Consider the following 25694-nt stretch of genomic DNA (forward strand, 5'->3'; position numbering starts at 1 on the left):
ATTGCAGCTTAACTAAAACCTAATATTTGCACCAAAAGTGTAAACGCTAGTGATTGGGTAATAAGGACTGTAATCACCGTTATCCATCTCCGGATCCCATCCTTCGTAGAATTTCTTGAAAGTGAATAGATTTTGACCACTCACAAAAAGTTTTAATCTGTCGATTTTTATTTTTTTCATCAGCTCACTAGAGAAGGTATAGCCTAGCTGAATGTTTTTCACCCTTAAAAAGCTCGCATCTCTCATCCAATAAGTAGAAGGAAGAATGGTACCTGCACCACCGCTAAGATTGCTCAACTTTGGATATTTTGCGTTCCGATCAGGATTTGCCGTCGTCCATCGGTTATCGACCTGCCATTGCTGAATTTGACCACCATTATAAAATGCATAAGCCTGATATGGCCCCATTAATCGCTGGTATCCTCCTAAGCCCTGAAGTAAAAGAGAAAAATCAAAACCTGCATAATCAGCAGTAAGAGACGCCCCGTAAGAAAACTTCGGAAAACTTGACCCAATAATTTTTCTATCATAGGTAGCGTTAACCAATCCATCCGGTACTCCGTTTGGTCCGCTGATATCTTTATAGCGTACAAAGCCCGGGGCTGCCGAATATGGCTGGCTTGGATAGGTGTTCACATCGTTTTGATCTACAAAAAGTCCATCCGCTTCAAATCCGTAAATCGCATTTATAGGTTGGCCAACAAAAAGGCCTCTATTAATATCTTCAGTGATACCTCCTGCAAGTTCACTAACACTATTTTTCACGTAAGAGAAGTTTGGACTAAACCCAATTTTCACTTTTCCAATTTGTTGCTGATAGTTCAACAAAACTTCAAAACCTTTATTATTTACCGTTCCGGCATTTACCTCTGAAGGGGTTAAACCCAAAACACTGGAAACAGTAAGCTGTGATAAAATATCGGTAGTTTTCTTATTAAAGTAATCTACAACCATGCTTAACCTACCATTAAAAATCGACAGATCCAAACCAACATCAGTTACAGTTGTCGTTTCCCATTTAATAGCTGCGTTTGATAATGTTGTCAATCTCGCCCCCGAAGATATACTTCCTCCAAAAGGGTAATCCTGGCCTAAAGAAAGCACGTTTTGATAAGGGTAATTTCCAATATTTTGGTTACCTAACCTTCCCCAAGATGCTCTTAACTTTAAATTGTCGATCCATTTAAAATTATCTTTAACAAATGATTCTTCTGAAATCCTCCATCCTGCAGACATTGATGGGAAAAATCCCCATCTGCCGTCTGTTGGAAATCTAGAAGTTCCATCATATCTTGCATTGGCTTCGAATAGGTATTTCCCATCAAAAGAGTAATTAATTCTACCAAAATAAGATCTCAGCGCCCATTCAGAACCAGAACCTGAGTTTTGCATATTGCTGGAAGAGGCTGCATTCAACTCATAAAGTGAATTATTTGGAAAACCACTTCTGAAGGCACTCATAGCATCTTCTCTGTATTCTTCCTGCGAATAGCCAGCTAGAATTGTATAATTATGTTTACCCGTAGTTTTAGCATATTGTGCCAAAGATTGTAAGGTAACTAGTGAATTGTCTCCGGAATTAATGGTCAGATTATTAGGACCGATAAACTTTGAGCTGTTGAAACGAAGATCAGAAACAAAGCTGTTATCTATATAATTCAGGTATTTATAACCTGCTTTTCCACTTAAAGTAAAATTTTTCAGAGGTGACCAGGCCAGTTCCGCCCCACCCAAAAAGTTTTTATTTTTTCTGTTGATAAATGATTCAGTTGCTAACCATGCCTCGGGGCTATAGTTATCCTGATAGCCATAGCTTCCATCAGATTTAAGTCCCGCAAATACCGGACCTTCACGTACTGCGAAGCGAATCATATTAGACATATCGCCTTCATAATGTCTTGGTTCATCCACATTGTAAGTAAACCCATTCGTACTCACCTTTAAATTTAGGTTATTGGTAATCTGACTATTAAAATTCAGTAAAAAATTATACCTGTCAAAGCTGTTTTTCGCTACAATACCATTCTGATTCAGATAAGTAGTCGAAAAAATGTAGGAGTTCTTATCATTCCCTCCACTAAAACTAACCGTATGGCTCTGCTGAAAACCATTGTTCGAGGTTAACAAATTTTTTAAATGCGGAACATTTGGATAATTATCAGGATCAGAACCATCCCGAAACTTTTGAATTTCTGCGGCGGTGTATGTATTTGGACTCACTTCATTTTTCATTTCTGCATAAACTGCAGACTCTACAAAATCAGGCATTTCAGTGACCTGCTGCCATCCAAAATAATTGTTATAATTGACCTGCATTTTTCCACTTTTCCCTCTCTTGGTTTCAATAAGAACAACACCATTGGCAGCCCTTGTTCCATAGATAGAAGCCGATGCAGCATCTTTTAAAACTGAAATCGTTTCAATGTTGTTTGGATCAATATCATTCAGAGAAGCTGCAAGCCCATCAATAAGCACTAGCGGGCTATTTCCTGCACCCGAAAATGTGCCTATTCCCCTGATCCTTATTCCTGCACCATCACTTCCCGGTCTACCCGTTCCTTGAGTAACAGTTACGCCACTTGCTAAGCCGGCCAAAGCTTGAGACGCTTGAGTGATAGGTCTGTTGGCAATTTCTTTAGCAGAAATAGAAGAAACTGATCCCGTTAGGTTTACCTTCTTTTGAGTTCCGTATCCCACCACCACCACTTCATCTAAATCATTGTCCTTTGCCTGCAATACAATGTCCATTACTTTGTTTGCGCCGACTTTTCGTTCAACACTCTCAAATCCTGTGTAGCTGAATGTTAAAATTGTTTCCTCATTGGGAACACTAATACTGAAATTTCCATTAGCATCAGTGATCGTACCAGCCTTTGTACCTTTTATCAGTACACTAACACCAGGAATGGGTCCTCCTTTGGCATCAACAACTTTACCTGACAATGATATCTCTCGCATTAAAATCTTTGCAGGTAAATATCTGCTACCGATTTCAGCGGCAGATGCTAACAATTGTATTCCAAGAAACTGCAATAACAACAGCATCAGGATCTTGGATATCTTTGATTTACTTTTCATTTTTGAAATAAGTTAATTCAATAATTTTTTGACAAAACCATACACCCTCGCCAAACCAGGCAATTTATTTTTTGGGTATAATAATAAAAGTTGAAAACCATCCGAGCACCGTCCAGACGTATATATTTTAAGAAGAGTTTTCTTTGATCTGTTTCATAATAGAATATTTGGTTAGTTGTTTATTTTTTATTAGCCGACTCTGAAGGATAATTCAAATTAGCTACACGTTGATACAAATCTAAGCGACCATATACCCAAGTTTGTTGTCACAATTAGACTTTTTTGTTCACAAATCCGACATATGAAAGGTAAAAAATAGCAAAAATAGACTAATTGTATCCATTGTTATCTCGCGGATTGCCTAACTTTACTTTAGCATAAGTGGTTCTTAATCACAATTGATGTTTAGTTTACAAAAGACTGTAAGTATTTTAATTATGAGGACTTTTAAACATTCGCTATCCCTGCTCCATGTTGACCATGTAAAACTTGACAAACGATGGAACTTTAAAAATATCATCAGTCCATATTACAGGATATACTATATTCATGATGGGGAGGGATGGTTGTGGGATACAAAATCAAAGGTCTACCTTGAGCCTGGTTTTTTGTACATGATACCGTCTTTCACACTCTGTAATATGAAATGCGACAATCACCTTGCCCAGTATTTCGTGCAGTTTTTTGAAGATTCCACAAATGGATTGTCCCTATTTGCGAACAACAGGTCTTTAATCAAGGAAAAGGCTACCGAATGGGACATCGAAAATTTCAAGAGGCTTCTTGCAATCAATCCTAGTAGAGGTATCAAACGCTCTAACAATCCAAAAATTTATGAAAAAAGCATTTATTACAGAGAATATCAACAACTAAACAATGCTCAAAGCCAATCTGAGTATTTCGAAACTCAAGGTATACTTTTCCAATTGCTCTCCAAGTTTATTCCCCTTGGAAATTCGCATGATAATAAGAGCATTGTCCCAAGTAAGATCATGGAAACCGTAAATTACATTCACCTTAACCTCAATAAAAATTTAACGGTAGGTTTACTCGCAAAAGAGGCAGGCTATCATCCAGATTATTTTTCTAGAGTCTTTGAACGATATACCGGCGATCGTCCAATAGCCTACATCAATGAAAAGCGAATCGAAAGAGCTCAGTATTTAATTACCACTACAGTCAAATCATTGGAAGAAATTGCCTCTGAAACCGGTTTTGACGGGATGGCCTATTTTTTTCGAACTTTTAGAAGATTCACAGGGATAACACCGACCAAATACAGGCTCCAAACTAAAGTAGATATTATTATTTAATTGCATGCTTTAGAACCAGGTATCGGGATTAAAATGATTGAACTTAATTTATTTAGGATTCATTTTGAATATTTTTGGTGAATTTCCATTAATATTTTTGAATGTTCGGGAAAGTTGCGCAGAACTGGTGAAGCCGACTGCGATTGCAATCTCGCTCTGGGTCATTTCTGTATTTATCATCAGATACTCGGCCCTTTCAATGCGTTTTTGATTCACGTACCTTAACGGACGTTGGCCGATATGTTTTTCGAATAGTCTGGAAAAGTATTCCGGATTTACATTGGATCTATTTGCAAGGGAACCTACAGATAAATCGAGATGAAGATTTGCAGATATAAAGCTAATGGTATCTAGAATTTTGAGCGGTATATTGACCGAATCCTTTAATTGCTGCATTTGTGAAGCATTAAACCATCTGGATACTAGTTGCAAAATGATACCTTGAGTTTCAATAAAATATGACAGACTTTGCCTGTCGTTAAGTTCCTGGTATTCTTTATAATAATCATTTCTTTCATAAACTTTTGGATTATCTGATCGATTTATTCCCCTTAACGGATTAATTTGCAACAAACGTTTGAAATTTATTACATCAATATGTTTGGCTTTAATCTTTGAAATCGAGCGATTATTTTCAAACATGGAAAGTCCATCAGCAGACTCCTCAAAGAACTGTACAAAATATTGACTCAGATATTTACTGCAGGTAAGATTGCACAAGGTATAGCTCGGTATGATGTATAGATAACCCGGCTCAAGCGTAAATATGTTGTGCATATCAGATATTTCACCACTACCTTCATCAATGTAATAAATGCGGTGATATGGACTGATCACATTGCTATAGTTCCATTTTCTGCCGAGTTTCACATGATCGATATGGAGTAGAGAAAAGGTATGGCGAAGAATCCTTTTAATCATTAGTAATTAAATGATAATGTTCAAAATACAATTATACTGAAATAGAAACGGAAAATCTGATCGATGCTTTCGAATAAGTGCACCTTAAATTAGATATGTTGAATGCATCTACGCTTAAATACAACATTAAAAAATAGGAGGTTAAGGGTGCGTCCTATATCAAATAATTCTACCACATTAATTGGGTAAAATTCAAAAAAGGGCGAAAATTTAAAATAGTTTCGCCCTTTGATTCCTTGTTAAATATGTAGTTTAGTTGTTAGCATTACATTTTCAAATCCAATGCGAGTTCAGATGGCCGCAGACATTGTCGCAGGTCGCAAGCCTGGTAATAAACACCTGCTCGGATAATCGAATCTTGTTTTTTCTCACCTACCGTCTGGATTTTATGCACAAACCATGCTTCATTCTCATAAATCAATACACCTTCATCTTGTACCGAGGGAATAGGTGGAGAAACTATCCAGGTCCCTATAGGCTTGACATCTTCCGGCAATTTTAAAATATGCTCCAATGCGATGTAAGGCATGCTGGTGGGTACATGCTGATAAACATGCCACCCTGGTGAGATTTGTATCTTAACAATCACTGCAGCGCTATCCATTTCGGTAACTATTCTGGCATTCAAAGTAACTGGGATCTCCTCTGAAGCCACGGCACAACTTAGCTGCTTAATTGCTTCAGTAATTTTCTTATCAAACGGAGACTGTGCTTTCACAAATAATACTGTGAGCGTAAACATTAAAGTCATTCCTATTTTCTTCATCATTTGCTGTATGTATTAATCATAAATTTATATCCCCCTGTTTCAGTAAAAAACAGTTTACTCCTATTTTGCGAAAGCCAATTGCGCCAATCATTAGCACTTATAAAATTTTCGTTGGTATATCTTTTTAATACCCTTGAGGCAAGTTCAGGTTGATCATTCGCAGCCAGCATTGTCACGCATTTTTCCAGCAATTTGACATCATGGTTGGATATGCCAACGTGCTTTACATCCTCATCTATACTATATTCAAAAGATCCTGCAGGATTACAGTAAACGTATTTTAAATTCTCGGTAAGGTATTTTCGAAAAGCACTTGCATCATTACCAAACTTATTAGACAGGTTCCCCATTCGCTTTTTTAGGTATTGTTCGTAGGTATCTACTTCCTGTACACGGTCAATATAGGGGAATATAGCTTCTTCTTCCGGTGTTAAAGCCTGCCCAGCAGCCTTTTTATCTTTTATCAGCTTGCCTCTCACCGCCCTATTGCTGTTTGAAGACTGGATTTCCTTCACATAATCATTATATTTTTCTTTAGTTGCATTGGCGATGATTTCTATGACATCATCAGTTGTAGCCATTCTATCATTAAACTTCCTGGCAATCGGTATTTTTCCATCAAACTGCTTCATGTAGGCAACTGCATTTACAAAAACCTTTTTCGCCTCGTCAGTCATATCTAAAGGAGATGCTCCAAACCCCCATAAAAAAAAGTTTCCATGCCTGCCTAAAGCGACAGCACCAACATCTTTGAGACAGACTCCACTAGATATGGTTTCGGTGTCCGGTGATTCCGCAAATCGGTTACCCCTGGCTACCAGTCCGACCCGGGCACCTTTATTTTCACTATAGCTGGTTTTCTGCACCCGCCACATCGGTATCTCTTTGGGAACATTTGCCCCTGTAGAATAATGAAAAATCCCCTCAGGAGTTTTCTTCTGCTCCAAGGTAGGATTCACCTTTTCGAGCTGGCCTTTGAAGATTGCATGGTTTGCATTCACATGGTGCGCATCTGCATCCAAACACAAACATAACCAGTCCAATTTCAAACCTATCTTCCTACCCATCACATCAGCGGTATTGGCTATAAATATTACGGGTTTGTCAAAGTTATCAGGCAGGTACCGTGCCGGTATATTCTCAATTTTTCCAGACTCAAGTTTCTCTCTTTTTTCGGGTTCTAAAATGCTTGTTGGGAAATCAAATACCGTAACATCGTATCCTTGCGAATCCTCTGGCTTCCAATCTCGGCAGTCTATAGTTTTGACTGTTGAGAAATAACGACTAAGGAGCTCTTTGAAGGCCGGCATGCGGCTCGGGTACTGGGCGATAAAGTCCTTTGCCGACATCATGCCTGGAGCCATGCGCTTTATTTCAGGGAGCGCTTTTGCTGGATCATACCCAACGAATAACACGCTTGTTTTATTTAGTATGTTTTTTTGGCCGAACACGGGTGCTGCCAATACCAGCATCACCCAAATCATTATTTTTTTCATATTTATCATTGTTTGATAATTAAAATTAAAGAATGGATCAAGACGGATCTTAAATAGTGATTCTATTAATAATTCTGCGTCAATCCTGGATTAAAACTTGTTGCATTTTGTGGAAATGGAAAATTCCATAATGGTGATTGTGGTGTTAACGTATAGGTTGTTCCAAGAATTGTTCTTTGCAAGTTTGCCGCAAATTCAGGCTCAGTATTCCATCTTTTTAAATCAATCATATCCTTAAAGGTGATGAAGTTCTCACTTCTTGATAACTGTTTCAAGAGCGCGAATAGTTCAGTCCTGGTAGTTGCGGAAGATGCTGCATATCTGCTAGTAATGATTCTCATTTTACGAATCGTTTCCAGCTTTTCCTTTGCAGCTGGTAGATCGTTGCTACGTAAGAGACATTCGGCCTCGGCCAGGCGCATATCTACCGATGTCAAGCCAGCACCGCTAACCTCGGATACGGTACTACCCAATGTCCAAACTGCTTTCTGGCCAGGCATACCGAAAAACGAGTTCCCGGCATCTCCTGCAAAAGGAATGTTCATTTGTGTAGGCATATAATTATAAAGCACTGAATTGCGGTCAAACTGCGCGAGTAGTTCTGGCGGGAACCAGGTCAGAGTAGCAAAGGTCAGTGTATTAAATAAATCTTCTTTACTGCTAAATCTTGGTCTTGCCCAACCCTTTGGACTAGGAGAAATGCCTGCTACTGGATAGTCGATCAACATATTGTTGTGGTTATCAAGCTGACTATTGATGGCAAGCGAGGACCGAGCTGCGATCAAGGCCTGATCAAACCTACGCATCGATAGATTTACCCTAGCTTGTACAGCATAGGCGAATGATTTGCCGACACGTTGTGGGTTGATCCCCTCGTTAAGCAAGGCATTTAATTTAAATGCGTTGTTAAGATCGTTTGTAATGAGTTCATATACTTCAGCAACAGTGTATTTTTTAGAGGGTTCTGATAATGCATCCGTCTCCAATAAATAAGGTACGCCACCATCTGTAGCTGCTGTGGCGGGATTATAGGCTTTTGCAAAGATATTTACAGCAAGGTAATGAAACCAGGCTCGAAGGACGTAAGCTTCCGCCTTATAACGGTTCGCTAGTTGTTTGTCCCCCCTCGCCAGATCGGCTCTTGCTATAACTGGATTACATGTTTTACCTATAACACTGTATATTGGTTCGTAAATATTGCAGCTAGGCCTAAGCGCCGCCCTGTCTGCGCGCTCATCCCAAAATATTATAGCATAATTAAATGTCCTCACCGTCTCATTTTTCAACAGAGCAAGGTTGGTATTATAAATACCAGAGGTGAGATTTGCCGTTCGGGGCACGGTAAATCCGGGAAATGGATCATTGAGTAATAAGTCCAAATCATTTACACTACTGAGCAAGTTTCTGCCTTTTGGTTCAATCTCGGTAAATTTTTCGCAACTGGTCAAAAATCCCGCCAAGATTATCGCTATAGTAAAGATTGTATTTTTCATTTGTCTTAGCTTTAAAGATTAATATTAAGTCCAAAAACATAACTTGTGGGAAGTCTAATACCCAAAGTCTCTGGATCCACGCCAATGTCATTACTTTTCCATATTGCTGGCAGGTTGTTCATCTGGAAACGAAGTCCCAAACCTTTTAGACCAATTTTGGAAACGTTACTTCGTGGCACGTCATAGCCTACCACCAAATTTCGTATTTTCAGAAAATCTGCTCGATGAACAAACAAATCAGTATTATTCTGGACTGTTGGATTTGTACTGACACTCGCATTATACTCCCAGATTCCAGGAACATTTGTCCCGGGATTGCTTGGTGTCCAGGCATCTAAATACCATGATCTGACGGGCAGGTTACTAGGGAACAATTGCGATTGAACTTGGTTGGCATACATATGATGCCCCCCATAGTAGACCATTAATATATTTAGGCTAAAGCCTTTCCAAGTAATCTGATTTTCCATTGAAAAGGTGTATTTAGGATCAGCCTGGCCATTGAAATAGACTGATTCAGGTGTAGCCGATCGAATACCTACGTCAGATATAATCCTGCCATCCTCGGCATACCAAGATTGTAGCCCATTTGCTGTCAGGCCTGCATATCGGTATGAAAATAAAGAGCGGATCGGATAACCCTGTTTATAGCCAACACTAACAATTTGTGAGGCATTGATGGCTTGAACCTCTACGTGTGTTACCTCATTTTTGTTCCATGATCCAATTACTGAACTTGTCCAAGAGAAATCATTTCTATTTTTTCCACGAAACCAGTCATATGCAAGCGTAATTTCCAGGCCATTGTTTTTAACATTGGCCATATTCATCACCAGGCTCGTGAAACCCTTGGTCACTTCGAGCGTTTGATTTGAAAATACCTTGTCACTTTTCTTATTGTACCAGTCAAGAATGCCGCGAAGCCTCGCATCAAATAGGGTAAATTCTGCTCCTAGATTTATGGTGGCAGTTCTTTCCCATGATAAATTTGGATTTCCGGGGCTTTCTATACTGGCTCTGGGCAAACCAGTATAGCTATTGGACAGACCGGTGGTAGCAGTCATGAAACTCGTAGCTCCCTGATATATATTCCCCGTATAGCCATAACTACCTCTTATTTTTAATGCATTTATTTCCTTGAGATTATCCATGAAACGTTCGTTACTGATATTCCAGCTTAAGCCAACTGAACCAAAGGGAGATCCACGAAATTGTGTGGCAAGACCATAAACATCAGCAAAGTCTTTCCTGATGGATCCGAAGATATTGTAGCGCCTATCATAGGTATAGGTTATGTTGGCATAAGCAGATGCATAGCGGCGCCGAATTTCAGTCAAGTTATTATCAGGAAGATTGAGCGTCATAGCATTTTCAATAAACGGAGTATAGAGAAATTGCCTCGCCGGGTAGCCTGGAGCATATGAAGTTGTATTAACTACGTTCCATAGATCATTGAAGTTGACTGTTGCTGTAGAATGTGACTGTAACTGATCGTCCCATCCCAGATAAAGATTTCTTGTACCTTTAGTATTGGTTTCCCTAAATTCGATTCCAGCGATTAAGTCGAGGTGATGAACATTTTTTATTACCTTAGTAAAATTGGCCTGTCCACGTGCGGTCCAAAAGTTACCCTGACTATTTTCTGTGGCGAGTCTACCTCCGGTTTGCGGAATCAGGTACCGGTAAGTGCCATTTGTGTTCCTGATACTGTAAGCATTTCGCATCAAACGCATCAAATAACTATCTTCTTCAGCGTTGTTGACCGTTGATTGACGATTGGCCTCATACACATATTGTGTACTTAAGGTTAACCCAGGGATAACCTTAAATAACAACTCTCCCTGGAACCGGTTATTTTGCCTTTCAGTATTATGCTTGTTCAGATTTATCTCCTCCAATAGATGATATTGCATTGGCCTGAGCGCCGGATTGTTTTCCGCCCAATTGGAATATGGCGTATAATAATGTGTAAAATTAGGCGAAAGGTTGGCCTGGCTTCCATCTGGATTAAATAAACTATAATAGGCCGGCAAACTGAATGGATCCATTATATTTTCAACATAGTTATTCCGACGTTCAGAAGTTTTCTGGAGTATATTGTTAACGCCAAAATTTACAGTCAACCATTTTGTCATCTCGTAGGCTCCCTTATAGAAGAGATTCCACTGATTATAGTTATCCGACACTTTACCCATATTATCCGCTTTATAATTTATAATCAAATTTGATTGGAAGTGCTCAGTTCTATTTCTTAACGATAAATTATAAGTTTGCAGAACTCGCTGCCTTAATAGGTTATCAGCGTAATCTTTTGCAAAATTCTGGGTTTTATATTGAGCTAGTCTACGGTCAAGCTCAGACTGTTGAATAGCGCCGGTTTTTAATAAAAAATGGTCATATTGAATCGGAGTGGGAATAAGACTGAAGCTCCCCGTCCCTGCCAGGGCATTGCTCATGCTAGCCAACGAAGCGGCCGCAGTCGGCGATTGATTATATAGCCATTTAAAATACTGGTTTTCACGATCAACCTGTTGTTCAGGGGTCATATACCAATTATCTGCATAATCCACATTTCTATTTTGCCACAGTGTGATATTTGAAGAAACCTCGATATCTGTTTTATTTAGATTGGTTGCTTTCTTCGTAGTGATGATAATAACACCGTTAGAAGCCCGCGCTCCATAGATAGCAGAGGCGGCAGCATCTTTTAATATTGTGACAGACTCCACATCGTATGGATTAACATCTTCATATGCCATTTCAACAGGCAGTCCATCAATGACCAACAACGGCCTACTTTCTGCAAATAAAGTCCCGGTACCTCTTATTGCTGTTCGGCCTCCGTAATTTACAAGACCCGCAACACGACCTTCTAGATTGTCAATAATATTGGGCGTAAATCGGGTTTGCAATTGTTTTGAGGTGATCGTGGTGGCCGCGCCAGTGGCTCTTTCAATAGAAATTTTTTGATAACCTGTATTGACGACCTGAACTTCATTCAATTCCAGACTTGACGCTTTTAATTTAATTGCGCCGAAGTTTTTCGTAGCTTTTAACTCCAGGGTTTGATACCCTATAAAAGAAATTTCTATAAAACCCTCTTCAGGAACATCTCTCAGAGAGAATTTGCCATCTCCATCAGTTGTTACGCTGACATCAGAACCTTTGATTTTGACAGTAGCACCTGGCAAAGGACCTCCATTTTCATCATTTACGCTACCACTGACATCAATATTAGCAAACTTTCTGAGAAGATTTTCTAAAATTGATGGAGCCGGTTTAGACCTTATAGACACCTTTTTGCCCTGAATGGTGTAAATTAAGGGAAACTTTTCAAAGACAGTCCGCAAAGCCTCATCAATAGATGCATTGTTGATGTCGACATCGGTATTACCCAACTGTTTGATAAGTTTCAGGTCGTAGATAAAATCGTATCCGCTTTGTAGCTGAAAAGTCTTCAGCACATTTTTAAGTGGGACAGCTTTACCTTCAAATGAAATTCGCTGTCCAAAAACTGCAGCACTAACCTGAAGAAGAGATGCGAGAAGTACAACGGTAGTTAATCGTATAATTAGCATAATCTTACGGCATACCAATCTAGGTATACCAGTTTGTTTGGTAAAAATTTGATACATTTACTTTTAGTTTGGTTCTGGTAACTTGTCGTTTTGTCTTCGAAACCTGGGCGACAAGCCACAATTTATAGTTGATATTATTCTGTGCCAAATTAGACCAGGAGTACGACTGTACTTCTGGTTTTATGTTTAGCGGTTTAGTTTGTTACGAACACCCTCCTTCCCTCAATTTTAAAATGAACTTTTCCTGTCGATTCAATAAACTTTAAAACAGTTGCTAAACTGTTGGTTCTAGAAATAAATCCCCCTATTTCTACATCTTTGCTAAAGTGGGGATCATAAATGATTTCAACTTGGTACCATCTTCCAATTCTACGCATGGATTCATCAAAATTTTCGCCATTGAAGGCGAAGCCGTCGTTTTTCCAGTCCACTACTTCGCTAACATCAACAAGCTTTGAAGATATTCCATCTTTCGTGTTCACAGCCTGCTGATTCGGCTTTAAGGTAATTCCTTTATTGGTTGAATTTAACGGGCTTACATGGACCGTCCCTTCTATTAAAGTTGTCTTTGTGCTATTATCATCATTATAACTTCTAACATTGAAATGGGTACCTAGAACCTCTACCCTCTGCGCTTTACTTTCCACAAAGAATGGCCTGGATTTATCTTTTTTTACTTCAAAATATCCTTCTCCACGCAAGAATACCTTACGCAGGGGCGATTTACCCAATTGGGTAGAAAAAGTTAATGAGCTTGCAGCGTTCAACCACGCCAAAGATCCATCAGGTAATATTATCTGATAGGTCTCGCCTTCGCCGGTAGATAAGGTATGAGTACCTTTTGTAATCTCGTTATTTCCTGAATAAGTGTAGATAATTTTACCATTGGCGGCTTTGATGTTTAAACCAGAGGATCTATCCAGCACTTCGTAGGCGACATTGGCTAACTTGATCTTTCGTCCGTCAGCGAGCGTCAATGTTGCGCCCTTGTGACCGGGCGGAACATCATTGGCATATCGATTAATTTGAGCATCATGATCTGACCCCCATTTCACTAGCAAAATACCTACCGAAAATATAAAAATTAAAATTGCAGCTGCTAAACCTATTTTTTTCCATATAGATACAACATGGACAGGTTTGAATTCCTTTGACACCCCTGACCACACTTCGGCCTTTACTGATGCCAGTTCAGTTTCACTAATTTCTTGTGGCTGAACTTTCCATTGGAGGTATAAATTTTCAACCACTTCCAACTCCTCTGGACTACATGTCCCATTGCTGTATTTATCTATTAACTGTTGTAAATTAAGTTGTTTCATCCTAAAGCTATGCCCTTTTAAATATAGACAGTAAGATGGGTAGGTATGGGGGTAAAAAAAATTAAAATAAGTAAAATATCATTCCTAGTCGCGACCTAAGAATTTTAAGTGCGTTTTTAACATGACTTCTCACAGATTGTTCGGTAATCCCTAATTGCTGAGAAATTTCTCGATGACTTAGATTAAGGGACCTACTCATCTCAAACACTTCTCTCATTTTACTAGGGAGATGGGCTACTTCCCGCGTAATAATTTCTGCGAGCTGACGCTCTCGTAGGCGATGATCTGTGAGGCATTCCTGTAGGATCAAATTCTTGGGTAAACCCATTAAATACCGGGATTCAACGTTTTTGTGACTGATCAAATTTATAATGCGATTTCTCACTGCAGTAAACAGGTAATTAGAGAGATTACTTAAATCTGCAGCTTGACGTTTATTCCATAAGCTTACAAATAAGTCCTGTACAATGTCTTTTGCCTCTTCCTTTGATCTTATCCTATTTAAGGCATGCACATATAATACGCTAAAGAAGCGATCATAAACTTCAGCAAACGCAACTTCGTCACCTGCTATAAATAGTTTAGTGAGTTCTGAATCGGTATAGTTTCTATATTTGAGCATCAGGTCGTATAGCAAATATAGCAGTTTAACGTTAATCTAACCAAACAACTCCTATTCACCACGCATCTTATCCTCGTGAGTCCTAAATGATTTTGTAAATGGCAAACGGGGCATATAGAGTGGTTTGTTACTTGCTATGGAAGAAAAGTTTCGATTTCCAATATTTTTAATTTTGAAGGGTTGTATGATCCCTTTTAGGCATAAATTATTGCTTTCCCTCCAAACTTACCCCATTTTAATATTCACTGGATAGGTTGATCGGTGGGATTTTTCAATTTACACTAGTCAAACCGACAAGCAACTCAAGATCATTGGTAAAACCTTTCCAATAATGGATTTATTCGGTTGTTATCCATGTGTCAGTTTAGCTTTTCAAACAGCTTTGTCATGGTACCCGGATCCAGACTACTCATATCAATTAGTTTTAAGGACTTTACCATTGGCAAGGTTGTAGTTTTATAGTGTTGAAAATGAGGCGTCTTTAAGTGAGACTGGTAAGCCTCTTTGTTTGCATATATTTCAATAATGCGAATTTGATTGGGATCTTCTTTTATATACATAGGAAAGATACATACTACACCTGGCTCGACGTTTACAGATGCAGCCGCCTCTTCCTTAAGTATCGCATTGTACTCCGTTAGATAATTAGGGAAAATTTCTATTTCTGAAATACGTACCATCATACCTGGTTCTGGCAATTGTGCCAGTGAAGCTGAAATCAATTTCCTAAGGGTATTCGCCTGGGTCCTATTGATGCACTTCTCAATCACATTGGATAGGGAAATCAACTGCGCATCAGTGATTCCTGTATTCCTTCCCATCTTGATATGGCTTTGTAGCTGGGATTCCACACCTGGCATTGCCGAAAGGGCCGAAATGGTAACAAATTCACGCTGGCGATGGTTTAGTACACTGCTTGCGAAAATGTCTGCAAAAAGATGTTCTTTTAAAAATGCATCGATCCGGGGGGCAAACTCTCCAAAACCTGGCGCTGGTTTCACTTGTGGAGAACTGCTTAATTGTTCCAGCACTTTTCTGCCTTGTTCATATCGACCAGATTTGTCCGTTTCAGGGTTATCATCTTTTCCGGGTTTGTCTACGATCCCTTTCTTTTTTCTCTCGCTCAATACTTCCATGTAGGTATTGATTGCATTCAGGCTTCTTGGGAACCCGCAATAGGCGTATAACTGAACCAATGCTTCTTTAATTTCGTTGATCGTTAAACCAGCATCAAGACCGGTATTTATTTCTGTTTTAAGTTGCTTTAAGTCTCCCACCGCAGTTAGCGCAGCAATGCTCCCTAGGCTTACCTGGTGAGAATTCAATGCTTCGGTTTGCTTATCTTGTGCACGCACAACATTTCCAATTAAAAGCAATAATATTGCGATTATTCCCTTTAGATAACGCATATTGAAATAGTCAGTCCTTTTCATATCTTTTCTTTATATTTTGTGAGGTAATAGCGGCCAGTTAATAAATTTAAGTGAGGATGTTGTATTATCTGTGGTGTACAATTTATTATTTCTCAATTCCTGTAACGTTCATTTTTAATAAATACACTTCCTTTTTGGCAGTAATCAAAAGCATATTACTTTCTTTCCCACCAAAACACAAATTGGTGATCTTTTTTGAAGGCGTATGAATACTCGCAATTTTAATCCCTTTTGGATTTACTACAGTAATTTCTTCTCCAGTTAAATAAAGATTCCCCCTCTCATCCAAGGTCATCCCGTCCGATCCCTTATTATAGAATATCCTTTTGTTACTAAGTGTACCGTCTGAATTGATGTTGTATTGGTAGGTTTTATCTGCTTTAATGTCTGCAACATAAAGGAACTTACCGTCCGGAGTTCCCACTATCCCATTGGGTTTAATCAACGTTCCATCTACAACAGCTACCTTTTTTGCCATTCCATTCTTCAGCAACAACACCCTTTGAGTTGAAGTATCAGAACCTATCTCCTGGATAGTTCCATCAGCAGGAGGATAATAAGGATCGGTGAAATAAATGTCGCCTTTCCTGTTTATCCATAAGTCATTTGGACCATTCAAAGGTTGAAAATCGTTAATGTCGAGTATGATAGATACTTCTCCCTTGGCATCTATTTTAAGTAACCGATGACTCGTCCCTGAACAGGCTATCAAACTGCCGCTATGATCCATATACATCCCACTCAGATTGCCAGAATTCATTTTAAAAAGACTTAATTTCCCTGCAGATGTGTACTTATAGGTCTTATTGTCAGCAACATCGTTAAAGTATATTGTCCCGTCAATGCCTACGGCAGGCCCCTCAGTAAGCACAAACTGATTCGAAAGAAGCGTTGGAGTAGAATTTCCTTTAATAAACAAGCTCCTGTCAATTGTGTCCCTTTGGCTTTCTTCCTCTGAAAGCTGCATTGCCTTAACGGGCTGATATGAGATTGCTGCAATTAAACTTAGTATTAGTATGGCATATTTTTTACTAAACATTTCTTTATTAGATTAGTTATGGAAGTGTAAGTACGATTAGTTCCGGGGTTAAATTGGCGCCGCCGGTTGTTATGGCTATATATTGCTTTCCATTCAGTTGGTAGGTCATTGGAGCAGCAGTAACATTTCTTGGTAAAGGTATCTCTCCTATTAAAAGTCCATTAAATTTGTCATAAGCTTCCAGTTTTGGATCTATTATCTGAAAGTTAGCAGTTGTTGCATCTCCGGATTCTCTTTGGGTGGAACCTTCTTGCCCGACTATCAATAGCGTTTTCGTTAACAAAATGTGACTTCTTGAAGCCCTGCCAAGTTTGGGAAGATTAAGCTCTTTAAGAATTGCATTACTTTTTCCTATATCCCCTATTGGGATCATCCATTTATGTAGTCCTGTTTGCATGTCGATTGCGGTGATCCGGCCATAAGGCGGCTTGTAAATCGGCACTTCATCAACACTTTCAATAGGCTTATTTGTTCCAATCAGACCATATGGCGCAACTTTCGATTTTTCCAGTTCTACCGCATATGGAAAGGTATTGGATGGAATGTATAGCATTTGAGTAATGGGATCGAATGCCGCACCGGACCAGCTGGCACCTCCCGCAATTCCGGGCATTTTTATCAGTGGCTTGTCCAGCGTGGGTGGAGTAAACAATTCGCCGGAATTGTATCTTGAAAATATGGACAGCGCCTGCTCTTTTAACCTGGGCGTAAAATCTATAAGATCATTGGCACTCATTCCCTGCCTATCGAATGGAGCCGGTTTTTCAGGAAAAGGCTGCGTTGACGATGAATTTTCACCCGGCACGGTAGACTGCGGCACGGGCTTCTCTATAATTGGCCAAACTGGTTTACCATTAGTCCGGTCAAACACATAAGTGAACCCTTGTTTAGTCACCTGAGCAACAGCTTTAATCCTTTTATTTGCTACTGTGATATCCATCAGATTAGGTGCAGCAGGCAGATCGTAATCCCATAACCCGTGGTGAACTGTTTGAAAGTGCCACACCCGTTTACCAGTCCTGGCATCAAGGCAGACCAGACTTTCACCGAAAAGATTAGCTCCCGGCCGGGCTACACCGTAACTATCATTTGTCGGTGTACTGAAAGGCAAGTAAACATAGCCTAAATCATCGTCTGCACTCATCAGTGTCCATACATTGGTACTGCCGTTTTTTTTCCATGAATCATCTTTCCAGGTCTCATTCCCAATTTCTCCTTTTTCGGGTATTGCATGAAACACCCACTTTAACTTTCCAGTTTTAACATCGAAGCCTCGGACATCTCCGGGTGGCATTGGCGATTCCAAAGGTATGTCGTTTACTTTAGAGCCAATGACAATTACACCTTTACATACAACTACCGGTGAGGAAACCCCATACATCTTTCTGTTTACAGGCCTTCCCAGTCCCTGGGTAAGGTCAATCCTGCCTTGCGAACCAAATTCAGAAACTGGTTTACCTGTTTTAGCATCTAGGGAAATCAAATATCCGTCTGCAGTACCGATAATGAGGCGCGTATCGTTACCTTCAACCCAGTAGGTTATCCCCCGGTGGACAAATCCATTATTAGATGGAAGCCCATTCCTCCATGTTTCGGGATCGTAAATCCATATAGTCTTTCCATTGCTTGCATCAATCGCAGCTACCTGCGACATGGATGTGCTGATATATAAGATACCATCTGCCATAACCGGAGTAGACTCCCAAACCCAGGTTTTAAGCTTTGGATCTTTCAAAGTGATTTTTGTATCAGGAGATTCCCATGTCCATGCAACCTTAAGCTGCCCAAAGTTCTGCGCGTTAATCTGGCTCAGATCTGCGTACTTCATTCCCGCCTTATCATTTCCTTGTCCACCACCATCAGCTGGGGCAATACCAGTTTGCGCAATTGTGTCAGAGGTAGTAAAGAAGTGTATAATGCAAAGCAAATTCAAGGAAAGCCTATATAAAAATGATTTTTCACGTATCAGTCTGGCTATAGACGCAGGATTTAAATAATAGCTATTAATATGTTCCATGTAATTTTCGATTAAACTGTGAACGTGTTTTTATTTTTTATAAAGACATCCACAGTTTCGGCCTTTATTGCTCTATAAATTAATTAGCTGGATCTTCACTGTAGCCGATCTAGCTCCGTCGTTGATCATATGAGTCATGTAAGGGCTTTTACTGTACTTACTCTGATAGGCCTGGTCAATTTTTAGATTCAGATTATTTTCAGAAACGGGTTCAAAACTTACATCCTTTATCATCTCTGCAGCATGGATGCGTCCGGCTTTCTGTTTCAGCGCCGCCTGGTACCACCTGGAAGATACTCCATGATAAGCCCGTACATAAAGGTCTCCTTCCACGATCACTTCCCATATCCAGGTCGGCGTACCGTAGGTGACACCATCTTCGCGAAATGGTGCTATCTTCAAATCATCGGCCTGATCGATCTTTTGAAGCTGCTCTGCTGAAAATTTTCTTGTGTTCATCTAATTATTTTTTTCGTTCCTTGCCTCAACAACCTTTGTTAACACCGCCAATGCGATATCTCTATGTTGTTTACCTACTATCGTTCCAATCACGAGGAACACTTCTTTTCACTGTTCTTCGGTCATTCCTGTATTCATACCCATACCAATATGGGCCTGCAATTGGGATTCGACCCCACTTAGCGTTGCCAGCGTTGAAATGGTAATCAGTTCGCGATCCTGGAAAGTTAGCACTTCTCTACTGAATATATCAGCAAAAAGATGTTCTTTCAAAAAGAGATCAATTAGCGGAGCAAATCCAATGGCTCCTTTTTTAGGCCCTGTTTCTTCAATGCCGGTCAATGTTTGCAGGTTTATTTTTCCTGTTTCATATTTATCGCCCACTTCAACCGGGGACGCTTCTCGGCCAGGTTCATCATTAACGCCCTTGTCCTTGCGTTCCGATAGAACATCCATAAACGTGTTAATTGCGTTCAAACTGCGGGGAAATCCACAATATGCATAAAGCTGCACAAGCCCCTCTTTGATCTCGCTGATGGTCAGTCCGCCATCAAGAGCCTTATTCAAATAAGTCTTTAGCCCGGATATATCTCCTTTAGCAGTTAACGATGAAATCGCTACCAGACCTCGTTGTCTATCATTTAATTCTTGTTTGTTTTCCATTTGATTATTGATGTTGCGTTTTTAAAAAGTGAAAATATTTACCTCCGCTACTGTCGAAAAAAATGTCTTTATTGTTTTGGTCCGTTGTACTGCTCATCGGTTACCGGCTGGAGCCAGGTGACCACGCCTTTTTCTGCATTTGGGTTCAAGGAAATATGGGTCATGGAACTAGCTGATGAAGCGCCATGCCAATGTTCAATATTAGGCAGGCAGGTAATTACTTCACCCTTGCGAATGACCCTGATTGGCTTTCCTTTTTCCTGTGTATAACCTATTCCATCGGTAATGAGTAAGATTTGTCCCGCCTGATGGGTATGCCAAAAGCTTCTTGCGCCAGGCTCAAAAGTCACGCTACCGGCAACCAGATTGAAAGTACTGTCCTTCGCTACCAGCGGATGCAGCCAAACTGTTCCTGTGAAAGTCGCAGTAACTTCGTTGCCTTTTGGAAAAGGGTTCCCAACTGCCTTCTGCGCTTGAACGCTGATCTGCATCATCAAAAAAAATGTGATTGCAATAATGATAATTCGTTTCATAATGTAGTTTTTTTTCTGCAAGCTATTTATTCTATTAAAAGCCAATCCGTTCCTGTTTAAATAGGCCTTTTCATTTTGGAAAGATACTTATCCAAAGTGATGGGGTATTCGCGGACCCGTACGCCCGTTGCGTTATAAACCGCATTGGCAACTGCGGCGGCAACACCAACCAGGCCAAGTTCTCCAATTCCTTTGGCTTTCATTGGCGACATCGTTGGATCCGAATCTTCCATAAGAATCACCTCCTGATGAGGAATGTCTGCATGAACGGGAACTTCATATCCCGCGAGGTCGTGGTTCACAAAAAAGCCGATCTTTTTATCTACTACCAATTCTTCCATTAAGGCCGCCCCTACTCCCATGGTCATTGCACCTATCATCTGACTGCGTGCGGCTTTAGGATTTAATATCCGACCAGCATGGGCTACTGCTAGCATTCTTCGTACCCGTATCTCCCCAGTATAGGCATGTACCGCCACTTCTACGAAATGTGCACCGAAGGTGTCCTGTGCATATTGTTTGGAAAGCTCACCGTAGGTCATTTCATCCTCTCCAACCAGATCCGCTTTTTTGGCTGCATCAGATAGGGAGAAACTTTGATTTCCCGAGCGAACTTGCCCGGATGAGAACTCAGCTTGTGAAACATTCAAACCAAATGCGAGGGCCACGCGTTCACGCAATTTTACGCAAGCTGCGTAAACGCCAGAAGTAGAAGATGCTGCTCCCCATTGCCCACCTGATCCCGAAGACTCCGGAAAACTTGAATCGCCCAGTTTCACGACAATCCGATCAAGACCAACACCCATCATTTCAGCTGCCGTCTGTCCGATGATGGTATAACTCCCAGTCCCTATATCAGTCATATCGGTTTCTACTGTTATTATCCCATTGCGATCAAGCCGAACGCGCGCGGCCGATTTTGTAATCGGAGCTCCACGTACAGCTGAGGCTACCCCTACCCCGATCAGCCATTGACCATCGCGCCGTTCTCCAGGAGCGGAATTGCGGTGTTTCCAACCGAAACGTTCAGCACCGGTTTTCAAACACTGGACTAGTAAACGGGTTGAAAACGGACGTTCAGGTTTTTCCGGATCAAACTGAGTATCATTCTTGATCCGGAATTCTACCGGGTCGATATTTAATTTTTCAGCCATTTCATCCATAGCAATTTCAAGGGCCATCATGCCCGGTGCCTCACCTGGGGCTCTCATGGCATTGCCCTCAGCAAGGTCAAGTACTGCGAGCCTTAAATGTGTCATGCGATTGGCACCTGCATATAGTAAGCGGGTAGAAGCAGTAGCAGCTTCGGTGCGTCCACCTCGAATATTGCCTGACCAGCTTTCGTGACTGATGGCCGTGATTGTTCCATCTGGATTCGCACCTATCCGAATGCGCTGAATTGTTTTAGGCCGGTGGGTTGTATTATTAAAAATGAGCGGCCGGGGCAATGTCACTTTTACGGGCCTGCCAACAGCGCGCGCACTGAGGGAGGCCGCAACAATATCAGATAATACTGTCCCCTTACCTCCAAAGCCGCCGCCGATGTAATGGGAAATCAGCCGGATATTTTCTTTTTGAATCCCTAAAATATTGGCGAGGTCCCTCACGCCCCAGTTCAGTTGCTGAATGGAACACCAGCAGGTTAATTTATCTCCTTCCCATCTGGCGGTTGCAGCATGGGGCTCCATCATCGCATGCGATTGATCGGGCACTGTGTAGGTTTGGTCGAGCTTAAGTGGAGCTGATGCAAAAGCGCCTTCAAAATCTCCAACAATTGTTTGCGGCGGGCCACCAAATTCTCCAGGCTTTGGTGTTATTGCTGAATCCATTTCGGCCTCAAGATCAAATGAGCCTTTTTCTTTAACATAATCAACCTGCAGCAAACTTGCAGCTGCCCTGGCCTGTTCAAAAGTTTCGGCCACTACTACAGCGACTGCCTGGTGATAATGGTCAACGTTTGGTCCGGCAAGCATTCTATCGGCATAGAATTTACCGGGTTGCAAAGGCCCGGCGTTGGCGGCTGTTATGATAGCAAGTACTCCAGGTGAATTTTTGGCCTTTAATTGATGAATCTCCGCTATACGACCCTTGCTGATTGCTGCGCCAACGATATAACCGTAAGCATAGTTAGGAACCTCTTCATTAAACTCGTAGGCATATTTGGCCGTACCGGTCGTTTTTAGTGGCCCCTCAATGCGGTCGGCCGGTTTACCAATAACCTGTTGTCTATCGGTGGGATTAGCACCTGCTGGTTTATCGAATTTCATATAAGCTTTTCCCTTCTTTTAAAACGCTTTGTAGCGTCCGCTCTACTAATGCAAGTTTAAATTCATTTTCTTTGGTTGGGTTGGCGCCGGCCATGAGTTTTTTTGTTGTAGACGCTGCTCCCTCGGGAAGAAATATCTCTGCTTCAACATTTCGCCACGGTTTGGCTGCAACCCCGCCAATCGCTACCCTCCCTGTACCATCCTTCTGCAAAATCAACCCCACTGAAATCAGCGCGAATGCATAAGATGCACGATCCCGAACCTTGTGATAAATGTGTACACCTCCTACCGGAGCTGGAAGGGTAACTGCGGTGATGAGCTCGTTTTTCGCCAGGTTGGTTTCGATATGCGGGGTATTCCCGGGCAAACGATACAACTCAGCAATTGGTATGCTACGTGCTTTCCCTTTTGCATTGATTGTCTCTATCTTCGCATCCAGTGCCATCATAGCCACGGCCATATCTCCTGGGTAAGTTGCAATACAGTGTTCGCTGGATCCTATCACAGCCAGCAGTCGACTATAGCCGCCAATAGCAGCACATCCACTTCCGGGAACCCGTTTATTGCATGGCTGGTTGGTATCATAAAAATAAGGACACCGTGTACGCTGTAATAGGTTGCCTGCGGTAGTAGCCTTATTTCGGAGCTGCCCTGATGCGCCTGCAAGCAATGCTCTGGAAAGCAGACCATAGTCCCGCCTGATACCCAGATCTGCTGCCAGATCTGTATTGCTGACCAGCGCACCAATGCGTAAACCGCCTTCGGATGTGGGTTCAATTTTATTTAATCCGACCTTTCCTATATCGATCAGGTGAACTGGAGTTTCGATCTGCAGTTTCATCAGATCGAGTAAGTTGGTTCCTCCTGCAATAAATTTGGAGCCAGGCACACGCATTGCAGCAGCTGCAGCCTCAGCGGGTGAGTGAGGTTGTTCGTAGGTAAATGCTTTCATGCTATTTTTTTTAATATATGCTCACGCAGATAATCAATCAGTTGGTGTTATACGTTCAGGATTTGGCAGCCACATCTTCGAATGCTTCGGCGATGTTCGAGTACGCTCCGCAGCGGCAAATATTTCCGCTCATCCTTTCGCGGAACTCCATGTTGCTCATCTCTGGTTTGCCTGTAAGATCTCGAGTGACATGGCTAGGAATCCCTGACTTTATTTCATTCAATACGCCTAATGCTGAACAGATCTGCCCGGGCGTGCAATAACCGCACTGGTATGCGTCGTGCTTTATAAAGGATGCCTGCATAGGATGTAATTTTTTTGGTGTGCCCAATCCTTCGATTGTTGTGATGGAGTCACCTTCATGCTGAAGGGCTAAGGTGAGGCAGGAATTAATTCTTCGTCCATTCACGAGTACCGTACAGGCACCGCACTGGCCATGATCACAACCCTTTTTAGTGCCGGTCAAGTTTAAATGCTCCCTTAAGGTATCCAAAAGAGTTGTCCTGGTATCTAACAAAAGCTGATGTTTCTTCCCGTTCACACTTAAATTAACATCAAGGTTGACCAACTTCGGTTCGGTGGGAGCGCCAAGGGCGCCTGCGTGATCTATTTTGCTTGAAGTCAAGGTCACTGTAACAGCAGCTGCCGTACCCAAGATCATTTCGCGTCGTGTTATATTGTGTTTTTTGGATGCTTTCATAGATTAAATCTTTTACCAGGGTTGATATTTTATTTTTTTATTTTAGTGCCAGGGCGATCAATGGCATACCTGCCGGGCCCAGTTAAAAACAACTTGATATATAAAAGTGGGAACTGCCATGCGAGCTCCCTGTTTTGGTTCGGTTCGCGGCCATGAACGATCACAATTGCAACCATTGTGTTCACAATTAACGGTATAAATGCCAGCCTTGTAAGGTCACCTGTGACAACAAACAGGCAACAGACAATCTGGGCAAATAAAGTAAGCGCCAGGGAAACTGTTGGCGAGATGCCCATTACAGAAAAAAAATAAACAGCATCATTTAGCAGCATGGTAACTTTAGGAAGACCATGGCTTAGCATCATGACCCAGATAACAACACAGGCGGCCAGCAGTGCCATATCGGTCAATTTTGAATGTCTGGTTTCAAATAAATCTGTCATTTATAGATCTAAAAACTATTTACTTCGTCATTTTAAGAGCAAGTTCAGCAACCCTTCTGCCCAGAACTTCACCGGTCATTTTATCTTGCGCGCTTGGGGCTACATCGGGTGATTCCTGATTGGCTTCACCCATTACCCCTCCCCAGCTACCGAGCCTGTTTATGCCATTGGGTTGCATTGGCATCTCCCCAAATCATACCATGCTCCATAGCAAGAGTATGGAAATATTGTAAGGTACTGAACTTATCACCGCTTGGTGTTCCTGAAACGGTAAACCCTGCAGCTAATTTGTCGCGCCATTTTTGATTGGACAAGCTACCGACAGTAGCGTCAGCAAATGCTTTGAATTGTGCTGCAGGACCGCCCATATAAGTTGGGCTGCCAAATACTATGGCATCGCTTTCCTCCAGACCTCGGATCATTTCTGTGTTTTGATACCTGCCGCTGATTATATCAGATTCCTGGATAGAAATAAGATTGGCTGTTACACCTCGTATTGACGCCGCTCCAGCTTGGACGGCTTCAGCGAACTTATGGTTATGTCCTGCACCTGAATAATAGACAATTGATACTATTGACATTCTCAGTTATTTTTA

21 protein-coding genes are annotated in these 25694 nt (G+C 41.2%); 1 reads left to right on the forward strand and 20 read right to left on the reverse strand.

The annotated features are described in order from the left end of the window. Window positions 1-12: 12 nt before the first annotated feature. The gene (locus AB669_RS03930; protein ID WP_053058243.1) at window positions 13-3078 is read right to left on the reverse strand and encodes a TonB-dependent receptor; all 3066 of its coding nucleotides are present in this window, start codon (window positions 3076-3078) and stop codon (window positions 13-15) included. Between the two features lie 437 nt (window positions 3079-3515). Here AB669_RS03930 and AB669_RS03935 point away from each other — a divergent pair, with 437 nt between their 5' ends. After that, window positions 3516-4391 carry an AraC family transcriptional regulator gene (locus AB669_RS03935; RefSeq protein ID WP_047798085.1) on the forward strand — a complete coding sequence of 292 codons (876 nt, stop codon included), beginning with the start codon at window positions 3516-3518 and terminating at the stop codon, window positions 4389-4391. 48 nt (window positions 4392-4439) lie between these two features. On the opposite strand, the gene AB669_RS03940 is transcribed toward AB669_RS03935, so the two are convergent. The 19 genes from AB669_RS03940 to AB669_RS04025 all read right to left on the reverse strand — a co-directional run bounded on the left by AB669_RS03940 (window position 4440) and on the right by AB669_RS04025 (window position 25679). After that, window positions 4440-5312: a helix-turn-helix domain-containing protein gene (locus AB669_RS03940; RefSeq protein WP_047797980.1), complete on the reverse strand. Its 873-nt coding sequence runs from the start codon at window positions 5310-5312 to the stop codon at window positions 4440-4442. A gap of 265 nt (window positions 5313-5577) precedes the next feature. After that, window positions 5578-6081: a protein-disulfide reductase DsbD domain-containing protein gene (locus AB669_RS03945; protein WP_047797981.1), complete on the reverse strand. Its 504-nt coding sequence runs from the start codon at window positions 6079-6081 to the stop codon at window positions 5578-5580. After that, a complete protein-coding gene (locus tag AB669_RS03950) occupies window positions 6078-7577 on the reverse strand; it encodes a hypothetical protein (RefSeq protein WP_047797982.1) in 1500 nt (499 codons plus the stop codon). Before AB669_RS03950 ends, AB669_RS03945 begins: the two co-directional genes overlap by 4 nt. 65 nt (window positions 7578-7642) lie before the next feature. After that, window positions 7643-9070 (reverse strand): RagB/SusD family nutrient uptake outer membrane protein, encoded by a 1428-nt coding sequence (locus AB669_RS03955; protein ID WP_047797983.1) that lies wholly within the window; start codon window positions 9068-9070, stop codon window positions 7643-7645. Between the two features lie 11 nt (window positions 9071-9081). Continuing rightward, window positions 9082-12705 carry a SusC/RagA family TonB-linked outer membrane protein gene (locus AB669_RS03960; RefSeq protein ID WP_047797984.1) on the reverse strand — a complete coding sequence of 1208 codons (3624 nt, stop codon included), beginning with the start codon at window positions 12703-12705 and terminating at the stop codon, window positions 9082-9084. Window positions 12706-12842: 137 nt separating this feature from the next. Then, window positions 12843-13970, reverse strand: coding sequence for a FecR family protein (locus AB669_RS03965; protein ID WP_047797985.1), 1128 nt, complete (start codon window positions 13968-13970; stop codon window positions 12843-12845). 61 nt (window positions 13971-14031) lie between these two features. Beyond that, the gene (locus tag AB669_RS03970; protein ID WP_047797986.1) at window positions 14032-14592 is read right to left on the reverse strand and encodes an RNA polymerase sigma factor; all 561 of its coding nucleotides are present in this window, start codon (window positions 14590-14592) and stop codon (window positions 14032-14034) included. Between the two features lie 359 nt (window positions 14593-14951). Next, complete coding sequence (locus tag AB669_RS21410; RefSeq protein WP_053058244.1) at window positions 14952-16025, reverse strand: carboxymuconolactone decarboxylase family protein; 1074 nt, start codon at window positions 16023-16025, stop codon at window positions 14952-14954. 85 nt (window positions 16026-16110) lie between these two features. Continuing rightward, window positions 16111-17064: an SMP-30/gluconolactonase/LRE family protein gene (locus AB669_RS03980; RefSeq protein WP_053058245.1), complete on the reverse strand. Its 954-nt coding sequence runs from the start codon at window positions 17062-17064 to the stop codon at window positions 16111-16113. A gap of 16 nt (window positions 17065-17080) precedes the next feature. Continuing rightward, entirely contained in the window at window positions 17081-19081 is a 2001-nt protein-coding gene (locus AB669_RS03985) for a pyrroloquinoline quinone-dependent dehydrogenase (protein ID WP_082120577.1), read from the reverse strand. A 72-nt stretch (window positions 19082-19153) separates the two neighbouring features. Next, the gene (locus AB669_RS03990) at window positions 19154-19540 is read right to left on the reverse strand and encodes a DUF2255 family protein (protein WP_047797987.1); all 387 of its coding nucleotides are present in this window, start codon (window positions 19538-19540) and stop codon (window positions 19154-19156) included. A gap of 108 nt (window positions 19541-19648) precedes the next feature. Continuing rightward, window positions 19649-20203, reverse strand: a complete 555-nt coding sequence (locus AB669_RS03995; RefSeq protein ID WP_053058246.1) for a carboxymuconolactone decarboxylase family protein — start codon at window positions 20201-20203, stop codon at window positions 19649-19651. 68 nt (window positions 20204-20271) lie between these two features. Then, window positions 20272-20736, reverse strand: a complete 465-nt coding sequence (locus AB669_RS04000; protein ID WP_156166652.1) for a cupin domain-containing protein — start codon at window positions 20734-20736, stop codon at window positions 20272-20274. A 56-nt stretch (window positions 20737-20792) separates the two neighbouring features. Beyond that, window positions 20793-23003, reverse strand: a complete 2211-nt coding sequence (gene paoC, locus AB669_RS04005; protein WP_047797988.1) for an aldehyde oxidoreductase molybdenum-binding subunit PaoC — start codon at window positions 23001-23003, stop codon at window positions 20793-20795. Beyond that, entirely contained in the window at window positions 22990-23955 is a 966-nt protein-coding gene (locus AB669_RS04010; protein ID WP_047797989.1) for a xanthine dehydrogenase family protein subunit M, read from the reverse strand. The genes paoC and AB669_RS04010 overlap by 14 nt, the downstream gene beginning before the upstream one ends. A 55-nt stretch (window positions 23956-24010) precedes the next feature. Beyond that, window positions 24011-24655 (reverse strand): aldehyde dehydrogenase iron-sulfur subunit PaoA, encoded by a 645-nt coding sequence (paoA, locus tag AB669_RS04015; RefSeq protein WP_047797990.1) that lies wholly within the window; start codon window positions 24653-24655, stop codon window positions 24011-24013. A gap of 29 nt (window positions 24656-24684) precedes the next feature. Next, window positions 24685-25098 (reverse strand): DoxX family protein, encoded by a 414-nt coding sequence (locus tag AB669_RS04020; protein ID WP_047797991.1) that lies wholly within the window; start codon window positions 25096-25098, stop codon window positions 24685-24687. Between the two features lie 19 nt (window positions 25099-25117). Beyond that, window positions 25118-25282 (reverse strand): hypothetical protein, encoded by a 165-nt coding sequence (locus tag AB669_RS22040; protein ID WP_156166653.1) that lies wholly within the window; start codon window positions 25280-25282, stop codon window positions 25118-25120. After that, on the reverse strand, window positions 25245-25679 hold the full coding sequence (locus AB669_RS04025; protein ID WP_053058247.1) for a flavodoxin family protein: 435 nt from the start codon (window positions 25677-25679) through the stop codon (window positions 25245-25247). The genes AB669_RS22040 and AB669_RS04025 overlap by 38 nt, the downstream gene beginning before the upstream one ends. Window positions 25680-25694 lie beyond the last annotated feature (15 nt).

This window comes from Pedobacter sp. BMA (assembly GCF_001027745.1).
Taxonomy (GTDB): Bacteria; Bacteroidota; Bacteroidia; order Sphingobacteriales; family Sphingobacteriaceae; genus Pedobacter.

What these genes read in the sequence shown, in the direction of transcription:
- AB669_RS03930 (WP_053058243.1), bottom strand. Translation starts at nt 3,078, where the DNA reads ATGAAAAGTAAATCAAAGATATCCAAGATCCTGATGCTGTTGTTATTG.
- AB669_RS03935 (WP_047798085.1), top strand. Translation starts at nt 3,516, where the DNA reads ATGAGGACTTTTAAACATTCGCTATCCCTGCTCCATGTTGACCATGTA.
- AB669_RS03940 (WP_047797980.1), bottom strand. Translation starts at nt 5,312, where the DNA reads ATGATTAAAAGGATTCTTCGCCATACCTTTTCTCTACTCCATATCGAT.
- AB669_RS03945 (WP_047797981.1), bottom strand. Translation starts at nt 6,081, where the DNA reads ATGATGAAGAAAATAGGAATGACTTTAATGTTTACGCTCACAGTATTA.
- AB669_RS03950 (WP_047797982.1), bottom strand. Translation starts at nt 7,577, where the DNA reads ATGAAAAAAATAATGATTTGGGTGATGCTGGTATTGGCAGCACCCGTG.
- AB669_RS03955 (WP_047797983.1), bottom strand. Translation starts at nt 9,070, where the DNA reads ATGAAAAATACAATCTTTACTATAGCGATAATCTTGGCGGGATTTTTG.
- AB669_RS03960 (WP_047797984.1), bottom strand. Translation starts at nt 12,705, where the DNA reads ATGTATCAAATTTTTACCAAACAAACTGGTATACCTAGATTGGTATGC.
- AB669_RS03965 (WP_047797985.1), bottom strand. Translation starts at nt 13,970, where the DNA reads ATGAAACAACTTAATTTACAACAGTTAATAGATAAATACAGCAATGGG.
- AB669_RS03970 (WP_047797986.1), bottom strand. Translation starts at nt 14,592, where the DNA reads ATGCTCAAATATAGAAACTATACCGATTCAGAACTCACTAAACTATTT.
- AB669_RS21410 (WP_053058244.1), bottom strand. Translation starts at nt 16,025, where the DNA reads ATGAAAAGGACTGACTATTTCAATATGCGTTATCTAAAGGGAATAATC.
- AB669_RS03980 (WP_053058245.1), bottom strand. Translation starts at nt 17,064, where the DNA reads ATGTTTAGTAAAAAATATGCCATACTAATACTAAGTTTAATTGCAGCA.
- AB669_RS03985 (WP_082120577.1), bottom strand. Translation starts at nt 19,081, where the DNA reads ATGGAACATATTAATAGCTATTATTTAAATCCTGCGTCTATAGCCAGA.
- AB669_RS03990 (WP_047797987.1), bottom strand. Translation starts at nt 19,540, where the DNA reads ATGAACACAAGAAAATTTTCAGCAGAGCAGCTTCAAAAGATCGATCAG.
- AB669_RS03995 (WP_053058246.1), bottom strand. Translation starts at nt 20,203, where the DNA reads ATGGAAAACAAACAAGAATTAAATGATAGACAACGAGGTCTGGTAGCG.
- AB669_RS04000 (WP_156166652.1), bottom strand. Translation starts at nt 20,736, where the DNA reads ATGAAACGAATTATCATTATTGCAATCACATTTTTTTTGATGATGCAG.
- paoC (WP_047797988.1), bottom strand. Translation starts at nt 23,003, where the DNA reads ATGAAATTCGATAAACCAGCAGGTGCTAATCCCACCGATAGACAACAG.
- AB669_RS04010 (WP_047797989.1), bottom strand. Translation starts at nt 23,955, where the DNA reads ATGAAAGCATTTACCTACGAACAACCTCACTCACCCGCTGAGGCTGCA.
- paoA (WP_047797990.1), bottom strand. Translation starts at nt 24,655, where the DNA reads ATGAAAGCATCCAAAAAACACAATATAACACGACGCGAAATGATCTTG.
- AB669_RS04020 (WP_047797991.1), bottom strand. Translation starts at nt 25,098, where the DNA reads ATGACAGATTTATTTGAAACCAGACATTCAAAATTGACCGATATGGCA.
- AB669_RS22040 (WP_156166653.1), bottom strand. Translation starts at nt 25,282, where the DNA reads ATGCCAATGCAACCCAATGGCATAAACAGGCTCGGTAGCTGGGGAGGG.
- AB669_RS04025 (WP_053058247.1), bottom strand. Translation starts at nt 25,679, where the DNA reads ATGTCAATAGTATCAATTGTCTATTATTCAGGTGCAGGACATAACCAT.